Source organism: Pediococcus cellicola (assembly GCF_001438655.1).
Lineage (GTDB): Bacteria > Bacillota > Bacilli > Lactobacillales > Lactobacillaceae > Pediococcus > Pediococcus cellicola.
In genome coordinates this window covers 275,490-287,296 of the sequence record NZ_JQBR01000001.1, presented here as the reverse complement: position 1 = coordinate 287,296, position 11,807 = coordinate 275,490, and the positions used below count along the sequence as shown (strand labels likewise).

The window sequence follows — 11,807 nt, the reverse complement described above, 5'->3', positions numbered from 1 at the left end:
AGTATATTCTAGGCAAAATCTCATTTTAATGTTAAACTTTGATTTGTATGAATAAAATGCACTGAAAGAGAAAGCGATTTTTATAATTAGGAGTGGGAAAATGAGTCGGATATTGATTATTGAAGATGAGAAAAGCTTGTCACGGTTTGTTGAACTGGAATTACAACATGAGGGTTATGAGACAGAGGTTCAGTTTAATGGCCGCACAGGACTAGATGCGGCTCTAAATAAAAATTTTGATGCCATTTTGTTAGACTTAATGTTGCCTGAATTAAACGGGATTGAAGTTTGTCGTCGAGTACGCGAAGCTAAAACAACGCCAATTATTATGATGACGGCCAGAGATTCTGTCATTGATCGTGTGTCAGGATTGGATCATGGAGCGGATGATTATATTGTGAAACCTTTTGCTATCGAAGAACTGCTCGCGCGGCTACGTGCTTTGCTTCGCAGAATTGATATTGAAAGTGAACAAAAAGCATTCCAACAGACGACAGTGACGTATCGTGATATTACAATCGAAAAAGAAAATCAAGTGGCACGACGCGATGGGAAGATCATTAACTTAACTAAACGAGAATACCAATTATTGCTATTGCTGATGGAAAACATTAATGTGGTTCAGTCACGTGACGCCTTGTTAGATGAAGTCTGGGGAATTGATAACGAGGTTGAAACCAACGTGGTAGATGTTTACGTCCGTTATTTACGTAATAAGATAGATCGACCTGGTGAACAGAGTTATATTCAAACGGTTAGAGGGACAGGGTACGTGATGCGATCGTGAGTGAAGATCAAAGCAAGCAACCCACGTACATGCAAACTGGGTTGTCTAAACGAAGATTATCTTTAAAATGGAAATGGGCAATTGGAACAGGAGTTGGCGTTCTCCTTATCTTTCTTGTCTTTTCATTTTTTGTTTTCAACAGTATTTCCCAAGTTATGTTAACTCAAGAACGTGATCAAGTTGACTCAACTATCAATTCGGTAAACTCACGTCTGCAAAAAGTATCTAAAATCGATGGGATAACTGTGGGAAAATATTTACGCCCAGACAGTGCGGCTAGTAATTCTGAACAAAGCGAGCAGCCATATAGTAATTCATTACTTACAAATTTAGCTCGTCGCGATATTGTGGTTTCTGTCTATGATTTAAATGGAGAGCAAGTCTTTGCTTCTCGGCGAAATTCAGAAAAGTTTCGTGTGCCTCGAAAACGCAGTATTGCCCGTCAAAGGACTAATCGGTTTAATGGGTTAATTGGGCGTGCCCCGATACGCAATAGTAATGGGGACTTGATTGGCTATATTCAGGTTGTCGATACGTTAACAAGTGTGAAACGGACTCAACAAAAAATTATTTGGATTATTATTTTGTTGACGATCATTGCCTTTGCGCTAATTTCGCTTTTTGGGTATTTGTTGGCCACATATTTGTTGCGACCAATTAATGTAATGAACAACACTATGAAGCAGGTAACTGAGGATCCACAAACGGAATTACGGATTCCTGATTTGGAACGTAATGATGAGTTATCAGATTTGGCAGTTGTGTTTAATGATATGCTTGACCGTATGCAACGCTACATTGATCAACAACACCAATTTGTGGAAGATGTTTCCCATGAACTGCGTACGCCTGTCGCTGTCATACAAGGCCATATGGAGATGCTGAATCGATGGGGTAAAGATGATCCTAAAATCCTAAACGAGTCGTTACAGGCCTCTTTAGACGAGACTAAGCGCATGCAAAGCTTAGTACAGGAAATGCTGGACTTAACACGGGCAGATCAGTTGGAAATTCATTTTTCAAAAGAAAAGACGCCTGTTATGCGAGTGGTTAATCAAGTTTTTAATGATTTTAAGATGATTCATCCGGAATTTACGTTTACTTTGGATAGTGATGTATATTCCAATCCGATTGTGCAAATCTATCGTAACCATCTAGAACAAGTGTTGATTATTTTGCTCGATAACGCGGTAAAGTATTCAACCAAACGCAAAGAAATTCATCTTTCGGCGGCAGAGGATGCTCATACAGTTCAAATTGCCATTCAGGATTTTGGTGAAGGTATTTCTGAAGAAGACGTTAAAAAAGTTTTCAATCGCTTCTATCGAGTTGATAAGGCTCGGAGTCGCGACAAGGGTGGTAATGGGTTAGGTCTTTCGATTGCACAACGTTTAATTGAAGGCTACCATGGCAAGATTTCGCTTGAAAGTTCAGTTGGCTATGGTTCCATTTTTCGAATTACGTTACCAATTGTAAAAGACGATAACGAAGAGATGGCAGAAAAGAATACAGAAGCTTAAAAGTGGTTATAAAAAAGGCTAGGGAAAATTCCCTAGCCTTTTTTATAGCAATGTTATTTTTTTGGTCTGTGTTGTTGTTTGCCTGCGTTGCGTTTTCGATTAGAAAGATGGTCGCGTGCAATTGAATTTGATGCTTGAGGTTTTGCAGCTACTACTGGTTCTTCAGGGACGACTACTTTAGGCGGGTTCTTTTTCATCTCTGCTTCAACAGAAGCTCGTATTCTTGGTCGATAGAAATAAATGATCAAAGTTTGGATACATGCGAATATACCACCTACAAAGAAGTAAAGTGCCAAACCAGCAGGAGCCCGAAACGAAATGAAGAAAATCATTAATGGGCTAATAATCATCATTGACATCATGGATTTCTTTTGTTCTTGAGGAATTCCAAGTGTACCCAGCCACCCTTGTAATAAATAGACAAGAAATGAAAGTGCGGCAAGCATAAAATTGGGTTGTCCTAAGTTGAATCCCATAAACAAGCTGTGTGAGCCACTGGATAACTCTGGCGAATATTGAATAGCGGCGTATAAGGCGGCAAAGACGGGGAACTGAATCAAAATAGGTAAACAGCCCATACCACCTGTCATACTAATACCGTTATCTTTATAAAGAGCCATCATTTGTTGGCTGACCGCGGCCTTCTCTTCGTTAGTTGTGGCATTTTTTTGTTTTTGCTGAATAGCTGTGAGCTGTGGCTTGATGTAAGCCATTTTTTCCTGTTGAACAGTTGCCTTACGTGATTGCTCAACCATCATTGGTAAGAGGATCATTCGGATAATAAAAGTAACAGCAATGATTGCCCAGCCATAGCTGCCACCCAGTAAATTTGCGAGCCAGTTCATAATATGTTGAGTTGGAACAGCCAGGTAATCATAGATAAAGCCATATGGTTTTCCTGATTTTGTACGCTGAACACAACCGGTTAAAAGTAGGGCCAAACCGGTAATTGCGGTTAGGGTACCTAAATGTTTCATTTTCTTCATTAATACATTCCCTTTCAAATTAAGCTAACAATCGATACTATACTTGATTATTAGCCTTTTTTCAATGGTTGATTAGTTTGTGACCCGAAAACCACTGAAGTTTTGGGAAGGTTGTTCGTTGATCACAGTTCTATCCACCTTGCCACTTGGGCTAGGGGACATTTTGACGGCATGGATAAATTCGTTGAGTTGATCCTCAGGACCCTCGGCTTCGATATAAACAGAGCCATCATTTAGATTAGCCACAGTACCTTTTATACCAAGCTTGTCAGCAACCATTTTGGTTAAATAGCGAAACCCGACACCTTGTACGCGACCGAAAACTTGAATTGTAACTGATTTCATAAATCAACATCCTTTCAATCTAATATATCTTCATTTTATCATTTCTTATGAAAAAGAAATAATATGGTATACTAGCTTTAAATAAGGAGATTATTATGGAAACAATTTTATCAACACAAAATTCCCGCGTTAAAGAGTGGGAGAAATTAAAAACGAAAAAAGGTCGTCGTAAAACGGGTCTCTATTTATTAGAAGGTCGGCACTTAGTTAGTGAAGCTCTGCAAAGTACTGCCAAAATTGACTATGTTGTCAGTACACAAGAAGAGTTAGACGCAGTTACGTTTGAAGTACCCACAACTAACTTGGTCGTGATCTCACAAAAAATAGCAGAACGTTTGAGTGACACGGTTACAACCCAAGGCATTTTTGCCATTGTTCAAATTCCGAATCAACAACGACAAATTGAAAAACCAGTCGACCAAATAACTGGTTCTTGGCTATTCTTAGATAACATTCAAGATCCTGGCAATATTGGAACAATGGTACGAACAGCGGATGCAGCAGGTTTCGTTGGCGTTGTTTTTGGTAAGGGAACAGCAGATATTTTCAATCCAAAAGTACAACGCGCAATGCAGGGCAGCCAGTTCCATATTCGTTTGATTTTAGGAGACTTAACAACATGGGCACAAAGTTTTCAAAAAGCTCAGATTCCAGTTTATGGCACAGAGCTTAACCCAGAAGCTAAAAGTTATCAGGACATTAAACGGACACAGAACTTTGCTTTAATTATGGGCAACGAGGGCAACGGTATGTCTGAAGAACTTTTGAAACTCACAACGAGCAACCTGTACATTCCAATCAAAGGTCAAGCGGAATCTTTAAATGTGGCGGTTGCGGCTGGAATTTTAATGTTTTCCTTGAAAGACATTTAGTTTTTATTACATTTACATTTTGAACTACGTTTTCTTTGCTTTTTAGTGAAATAATGAGTATTATATTGTTAATTCAATGTGAAACTGTTGCTAAATTTACTATGAAAAAAAGGAAGTATTTAATGAAAATTAATGCTTGGAAGCAGGATCAAGCTTATCTTGATATCGTTTCAGATTTACTGAATACTAAAGAAGTTCAAAAATTAAATGAATATACGCAACACCATAATTACACACGGCTACAACATTCAATTTCAGTGTCTTATCAAAGTTATTTAATTGCCCGTAGATGGCATTTAAACGCTCGTGCGGTGGCTCGTGCAGGTTTGCTACATGACCTGTTTTATTATGATTGGCGAACAACCAAATTTGATTTGGGAACCCATGCCTACATTCATCCGCGAGTTGCATTACGAAATGCAGAAAAGTTGACACCATTAACCCCAATGGAAAAAGATATTATTCTAAAACATATGTGGGGAGCAACCGTGGCTTTTCCAAAGTATCGTGAGAGTATGATTGTTTCTGTGGTAGATGACTATGCGGCAACACAAGAATATTTAGGACATTTGCATAAGAAAATTCATTTTGTGCTTAGTAAAATGCAGAGGCGGGTTTCTTAGGTATTGTAAGAGGGAGGAAGAGTAATGTCAGAAGCACTAGAAACACCTAAAACGGTTGATAATTTTTCGTTATGTCCAAAGTTTAGCCGAACGTTTTCAGTTCTTGGTCAAAAATGGAACGGCTTGATTATCGAGGTTTTGTTAAATGAGGGTTCACAAAGGTTTAAAGATCTTGCACATAATGTACCCAAATGTAGTGATCGCGTTTTGGTTGAACGATTAAAAAATTTAGAGGTAGAGGGCATTGTTGACAGAATCACTTACCCTAATTCTTCATTAATTGAATATCAATTGACGAAAAAGGGTGAGGCGTTACGCCCTGTTATGAATGCGGTCCATGAATTTGCGGATTGCTGGTACGCCAACGAAGATTAAAAGAATGGTTGACTATCAAGACTTTTTATTCTAATATTTAAGTCGGAAAAACAATGATGAAGATTAGTAACTGAAGGTACTTTGCAAGGGAGTAATTGCCGTAGACTGGAAGCAATTATCAAAGATTACTGCAGCGAATTCACTTCGGAGTTATTTATTTGTAAAAATAAATCGGTTAATCGCCGTTATTGATGCCAAGTGTACTGACCGTTAAGGTTTGGTAAACCAGGGTGGTAACGCGTTAACTCGTCCCTTTTCAGGAGACGAGTTTTTTTGTGCACTTTTTTAAAAAATTTGGAGGTAAAAGGATATGGGCTTACATGAACAGTTGGAAGAGTTAAAAGAAAAATCTTTACACGAAATTTCGCACGCGGATCATTTAAAAAAATTGGATGCCGTTCGGGTAAATATTTTAGGAAAGAAAGGACCACTTACCGAGATTTTACGAGGTATGAAAGATATTCCCAAGGCAGATCGACCAAAAGTTGGAGAGCTCTCAAATCGAGTTAGGGATAACATTACCGAAGCGATTGAAAAAAGAAGGTCTGAATTAGAGAAGGCTATTACCGAAAAAAAATTAGCTGATGAAGAAATTGACGTGACCTTACCAGGCAAGCCAGTTAGTCAAGGTCAACCCCATGTCATTCAACAAATTATTGATAATATTGAAGATCTTTTCTTAGGAATGGGTTATCAAGTGATTCAAGGACCAGAAGTTGAAACTGATAAGTATAACTTTGAGATGCTGAATCTTCCCAAAGATCACCCGGCACGTGATATGCAAGATACTTTTTATATTACGGACGAAATCCTAATGAGAAGTCAGACCTCACCGGTACAAGCTAGAACCATGGAAAAACATGATTTTTCAAAGGGACCACTAAAAATGATTTCCCCAGGTGTGGTTTATCGACGTGATACTGACGATGCCACTCATTCGCATCAATTTCATCAAGTAGAAGGATTAGTAATTGATAAGCATATTACAATGGGTGATTTGAAGGGAACTTTGGAAACCCTTGCCAAGGAGCTCTTTGGAGATCGTTTTGAAGTTCGCTTACGTCCAAGTTATTTTCCTTTTACGGAGCCTTCTGTAGAAGCAGATGTGACCTGCTTTAACTGTATGGGAAAGGGTTGTTCCGTATGTAAACACACGGGGTGGATTGAAGTGCTCGGTGCAGGAATGGTCCATCCTAACGTTTTGAAGATGGCCGGAGTAGATCCTGAAGTATATGGTGGGTTTGCCTTTGGACTAGGCCCAGATCGATTTGCGATGTTACGTTATGGTGTGGATGATATTCGTAATTTCTATCTAAACGATGTTCGTTTCTTGACACAGTTTTCGAAGAAAGGATAATAACTAAAATGAAAGTTTCTTATAATTGGTTAAAAGAGTATTTTGATCTTGATGTCGCACCAAAAGTGCTTGCTGAAAAAATTGAACGGACAGCCGTTGAAGTTGATGAAGTGACTCGAGCAGCGGATGGCTTAAAAAAAATAATTGTCGGTCATACTTTGGATGTTCAACCACATCCAAATTCTGATCACCTTAATATTTGTCAAGTAGATGTTGGCGAAGACGAACCCATTCAAATTGTCTGTGGTGCCCCAAATGTGGCTAAGGACCAAGACGTGATTGTGGCCATGCACGGTGCTCGAATTAAGGACAATGTCAAAATTAAGCGCAGTAAGATGCGTGGGGAACAATCCAACGGGATGATCTGCGCGTTACAAGAAATTGGATTTGATGAAAAAGTTGTTCCTAAGGAGTACGTAAATGGAATTTATGTTTTTCCAGAGGACAGTCATGTTAAACCTGGGGAGCCAGTTTACAGTTATTTAGGGATGGACGATGACGTTATTGATACATCGGTAACACCTAACCGCGGTGATTTATTCAGTATGGATGGGAATGCATACGAAATCGGCGCAATCTATGATAAGGTTCCGGCTATGAACCACCGCGCATTGGAGACAACGGACGACAGCACCGACATTAAAGCGTTGCTCAAAATTCAGATTGACGCGAAGGAAGATGTTCAGGCATATCAAATGGGAATTGTGCAGCATGTTAACATTGTTCCTAGCCCATTTTGGCTACAAGTACGTCTTATGACGGCAGGCGTTAGACCAATTAATAATGTGGTGGATGTCACGAACTATATCATGTTGAAATATGGGCAACCTCTTCATGCTTTTGACTATGATAAATTGACGGAAAAAGAAATTCACGTGGGTTATTCACCAGCAAAAACTAAGTTTGTCACACTTGATGGTGAGGAACGTGAACTAAGAGCCACTGACTTGATGATTAAAGATGGTGAAAGGAATATTGCGATGGCAGGTGTCATGGGCGGTTTGGATACCGAAATAACGCCTGAGACAAAAACAGTTGTGATTGAATCTGCCATTTTTGATCCTATTAAGATTCGCAAAACGGCTCGTTATCATGTGCTTCACAGTGAGGCTTCTATGCGATTTGAACGTGGTGTTAATCCAGCAACAGTGACTGCGGCTTTAGAAGAAGCACTTGAATTAACGGCTCAATTTGGTCATGGAAAAGCAGTTGTTAATCATTTGTCTGCAGTTGATCCTGAGCCAAAAGAAGTTCAGGTTAAACTTGATTTGACGCGCATTAATCACGTCTTAGGGACAGATTTATCGGTACAAGATGTGACTAACATCATGCGTCGTTTACAATTTTCAACTAAAGTATCTGGTGAAAGTTTTACCATCACGGTTCCCGCTCGGCGATGGGACATTCATATTCCAGCGGACATTTTGGAAGAAATTGCGCGTTTGTATGGATATGATAATCTTCCTTCGACTTTACCTACAGGTGCTACTACAATCGGCCGGTTGACTACTAGTCAGCAGGTTATTCGTGGCGCAAGGCATATCTTACAGGGTAGCGGACTTAACCAAGCAATGAGTTATGGATTGACCACTGCTGAGAAAGCAAAAATGTTTATGCTACAAAGTAGCGAGGAGACAAAACTTGCGTTTCCAATGAGTCAAGATCATGCGATCTTAAGAATGAATCTAATTAGCGGCTTATTAGATGATGTGGCCTATAATGTGGCCCGTAAGGTTTCTAACGTAGCCTTGTATGAGCAAGGGCGTGTGTTCTATCGTACTGCAGATGTTGACCGGCCAAACGAAGTTGAACATATTGCGGGTGCCATTACAGGATCCTTGGCTACTAAGAGCTGGTATCAAAAAGAGGTTCCGGTTGATTTTTATCAGCTTAAGGGAATTGTAAGTTTACTTTTACATGATTTGAATTTCAAAGAGACCGTTAGTTTTGTTGCTAACAAGAAGCGCCCTGAAATGCATCCTGGGCGAACTGCTGATATTTTCCTTGGCGATCAAGTCATTGGTTTTATGGGGCAAGTACATCCACAAATTGAAAAACAGTTTAAAATTCCTGAGACTTACGTTTTTGAACTTAATTTGCAGGCCATTCTTGAAGCACCAAAGAATATTCAGCATTATGAGCCAATTTCTAAATACCCAGCAATCACCAGAGATGTTGCTTTGTTAATTGACAAAAACATTACCAATACAGATATTGTGGCGGCTTTACGTTCGAAATCAAGTCATCATCTTGAAACAATTCAGTTATTTGATGTTTACGAGGGTAAACATATTCCTGAACATAAAAAATCTGTGGCTTATACTTTAACTTATCGAGATAAGCACAATACCTTAACCGAAGACGAAGTTAACAAAGAGTTTGATCAAGCAATTGAAGCTTTGAAGAACACGTTTGAAGTTGAAATTCGATAAACGAGATTAATATTGAAGTCTCAATGAGAAGGTTGTCTGCATATTAATTATATTTTTAGTATAATAACAGGTAATGTTTAGGAACGGAGGAAGAATTCTTGAATAACCAAGATCAAAATGGACAGAATCGGTCAGTAAGACAAAGAAAACAAGCACAAGGTCATTCAATTATTAAGTGGGTTGTGATTATTTTAGCAATTGTTGTTGTGGCAACGGGTGGCATTGTTTACCATTATTTCTCAGGGGCACTTGAACCACTTAATCCAGATAGCAAGCAACAGATTCAAATTAATGTGCCAGAAGGCTCATCAACGCGCCAAATTGCTTCTATTTTGCAAGAAAAGAAAGTGGTTAAAAGCGGCGCTGTGTTTAATTACTATGTTAAATCACATAACTTAACGGAAATGAAGGCTGGCTATTATGTATTGAAGCCTTCAATGAGTTTGAATACGATTGCCAAGCGTCTGCAAAAGGGTGGTAGTGCAACGCCGGTTCTTTTAGGAAAATATGTGCTTATCAAAGAGGGGGAAACTATTGACGAAGTGGGAAGTTCGATTAGTAAGGCCTCGAAATTTAAACAAGCGCAATTTCTTGCGTTAATGAAAGATGAAACCTTTATCAACGATTTAGCCAAGAAGTATCCTCAATTACTCGGCTCAGCTATTAAGGCTAAAAATGTCCGTTATCGCCTTGAGGGATATCTTTACCCGGCAACTTACTCATTAGGCAAGAACACCTCTCTAAAGTCGGTTGTGACACAGATGGTAGCTAAGGAAAATACCGTGTTAAAACCTTATTATGCCAAAATTAAAAAGGAAAAAATGACGGTTCAAGAAATCTTGTCATTGGCTGCTTTAGTTGAACGAGAAGGTAATACAAAAACAGATCGTGAAAAGATTGCGGGTGTTTTCTTAAACCGATTGGCTATTAAAATGCCGTTGCAATCAGATGTGTCTGTTTATTATGCCGTAAACAAAAGTTTTGGTGCTAATTTGACTACCACTGACCTTAAAAGTAAATCAGCATATAATTTACGAATTCACAATGGATTTGGACCAGGACCAGTCAATAATCCAAGTAAAAGTTCAATTTTAGCCGTTTTACATCCAAGCGCGCGTGACAAAGATTATTTATATTTCGTTGCTAATCTAAAGACTGGTAAAATATATTACTCTCAAACTTACGATGAACATTTATCTAACGCCGCAAGCCAAGACCCAAGTAATAAATAGCAGATGGAGATTAATTCATGAAGACACAAGAAAAACGACCGATTTTAATTGGGGTTACCGGTGGTTCTGGTAGTGGGAAAACAACAGTTAGTCGAAAAATCTATCAAAATTTGTCGGGACATTCCATTATGACCTTACAGCAGGATTCTTATTACAAAGATCAGTCCAATATGACTATGCAAGAACGGGCTGCTGTTAACTATGATCATCCTTTAGCTTTTGATACTGACTTATTAATTGAACAACTCAAACAATTGTTGAACTATCAGGCGGTTGAAAAACCGGTTTATGACTATACAAAGCTCACACGTAGCCAAGAAACAATTCACCAAGAACCACGTGATGTGATTATTTTGGAAGGCATTTTGATTTTGGATGATGAACGGTTGCGGAATTTAATGGATATTAAAGTTTACGTGGATACTGATGACGATATTCGCATTATTAGAAGAATCGAACGGGATATTAAAGAACGTGGTAGGACGCTTGATTCTGTAATTACTCAGTATTTGGCAACTGTTAAACCAATGTTTCATCAATTCGTTGAACCCACCAAACGCTATGCGGATCTGATTGTGCCAGAAGGGGGACAAAATACAGTCGCCATTGATTTGTTAACGACTAAAATTAAAGATATTTTGTCTCAAGAAGGCCGAGATGGCATTTTTCGTAAGTAGACCTATTTACAAGCGATAGGGTTCATGGTACGCTGGAAAAGTTATATTTTTATCATAAATAAGAGGTGTTTTAAAAGTGGCAAATGAAAAAACTTACCCTATGACAGAAGCGGGTAAAGAAAAATTACAAAATGAATTAAATGAATTAAAAACGAAATCACGTCCTGAGGTTATTGAACGGATAAAAATTGCACGTGGTTTTGGTGACTTATCAGAAAATTCGGAGTATGAGTCTGCTAAGGATGAACAAAGCATGGTTGAAAGTCGTATTAGTACGATTGAACATATGCTCCAAAACGCAGAAATTATTGATAACAATGCGGTTGCTAAGGACGTAGTGTCTTTAGGCAAAACAGTTGAGTTCAAAGAATTACCAGATGAGGAACCAGAATCTTATACAATTGTTGGGGCTGCAGAGGCAGATCCAATGTCAGGAAAGATTTCTAATGATTCTCCGATCGCTAAAGGGCTGTTAGGCCATAAAGTTGGGGAACAAGTCGTTATTTCGACACCAGGTGGCGATATGCAAGTACAAATCTTGAAAGTTGAAGCTTAGAAAATAGAACGTGGAGAAAGGTGCTTTGACTTCAAGTATATGACA

12 protein-coding genes and 1 other annotated feature are annotated in these 11,807 nt (G+C 38.8%); of the genes, 10 read left to right on the top strand and 2 right to left on the bottom strand.

Annotation, left to right across the window (positions count from 1 at the left end):
- Positions 1–100: 100 nt before the first annotated feature.
- Together IV80_RS01385 and IV80_RS01380 are read left to right on the top strand one after the other, a co-directional pair.
- A complete protein-coding gene (locus IV80_RS01385; protein WP_057748388.1) occupies positions 101–787 on the top strand; it encodes a response regulator transcription factor in 687 nt (228 codons plus the stop codon).
- 29 nt (positions 788–816) lie between these two features.
- Positions 817–2,307, top strand: a complete 1,491-nt coding sequence (locus tag IV80_RS01380; RefSeq protein WP_057748652.1) for a HAMP domain-containing sensor histidine kinase — start codon at positions 817–819, stop codon at positions 2,305–2,307.
- A gap of 53 nt (positions 2,308–2,360) precedes the next feature.
- Here IV80_RS01380 and yidC read toward each other — a convergent pair whose 3' ends face one another.
- Positions 2,361–3,293, bottom strand: coding sequence for a membrane protein insertase YidC (yidC, locus tag IV80_RS01375; RefSeq protein ID WP_057748385.1), 933 nt, complete (start codon positions 3,291–3,293; stop codon positions 2,361–2,363).
- Positions 3,294–3,365: 72 nt separating this feature from the next.
- Positions 3,366–3,638 (bottom strand): acylphosphatase, encoded by a 273-nt coding sequence (locus IV80_RS01370; protein WP_057748382.1) that lies wholly within the window; start codon positions 3,636–3,638, stop codon positions 3,366–3,368.
- A 95-nt stretch (positions 3,639–3,733) separates the two neighbouring features.
- Between IV80_RS01370 and IV80_RS01365 the strand changes: the two genes are divergently transcribed.
- The 8 genes from IV80_RS01365 (at position 3,734) to greA (ending at position 11,762) form a co-directional block, all read left to right on the top strand.
- Positions 3,734–4,510: a TrmH family RNA methyltransferase gene (locus IV80_RS01365; protein WP_057748379.1), complete on the top strand. Its 777-nt coding sequence runs from the start codon at positions 3,734–3,736 to the stop codon at positions 4,508–4,510.
- Positions 4,511–4,632: 122 nt separating this feature from the next.
- A complete protein-coding gene (locus IV80_RS01360) occupies positions 4,633–5,133 on the top strand; it encodes an HD domain-containing protein (RefSeq protein WP_057748376.1) in 501 nt (166 codons plus the stop codon).
- 24 nt (positions 5,134–5,157) lie between these two features.
- Positions 5,158–5,508 carry a winged helix-turn-helix transcriptional regulator gene (locus IV80_RS01355; protein WP_057748373.1) on the top strand — a complete coding sequence of 117 codons (351 nt, stop codon included), beginning with the start codon at positions 5,158–5,160 and terminating at the stop codon, positions 5,506–5,508.
- A 44-nt stretch (positions 5,509–5,552) separates the two neighbouring features.
- Positions 5,553–5,765: a binding site (T-box leader), on the top strand.
- A 53-nt stretch (positions 5,766–5,818) separates the two neighbouring features.
- Entirely contained in the window at positions 5,819–6,865 is a 1,047-nt protein-coding gene (gene pheS / locus IV80_RS01350; protein ID WP_057748370.1) for a phenylalanine--tRNA ligase subunit alpha, read from the top strand.
- A gap of 8 nt (positions 6,866–6,873) precedes the next feature.
- On the top strand, positions 6,874–9,297 hold the full coding sequence (gene pheT, locus IV80_RS01345; RefSeq protein ID WP_057748367.1) for a phenylalanine--tRNA ligase subunit beta: 2,424 nt from the start codon (positions 6,874–6,876) through the stop codon (positions 9,295–9,297).
- A gap of 98 nt (positions 9,298–9,395) precedes the next feature.
- Positions 9,396–10,529: an endolytic transglycosylase MltG gene (mltG, locus tag IV80_RS01340; protein WP_057748366.1), complete on the top strand. Its 1,134-nt coding sequence runs from the start codon at positions 9,396–9,398 to the stop codon at positions 10,527–10,529.
- 17 nt (positions 10,530–10,546) lie between these two features.
- On the top strand, positions 10,547–11,206 hold the full coding sequence (gene udk, locus IV80_RS01335; protein ID WP_057748363.1) for a uridine kinase: 660 nt from the start codon (positions 10,547–10,549) through the stop codon (positions 11,204–11,206).
- 76 nt (positions 11,207–11,282) lie between these two features.
- The gene (gene greA / locus IV80_RS01330) at positions 11,283–11,762 is read left to right on the top strand and encodes a transcription elongation factor GreA (RefSeq protein WP_057748360.1); all 480 of its coding nucleotides are present in this window, start codon (positions 11,283–11,285) and stop codon (positions 11,760–11,762) included.
- Positions 11,763–11,807 lie beyond the last annotated feature (45 nt).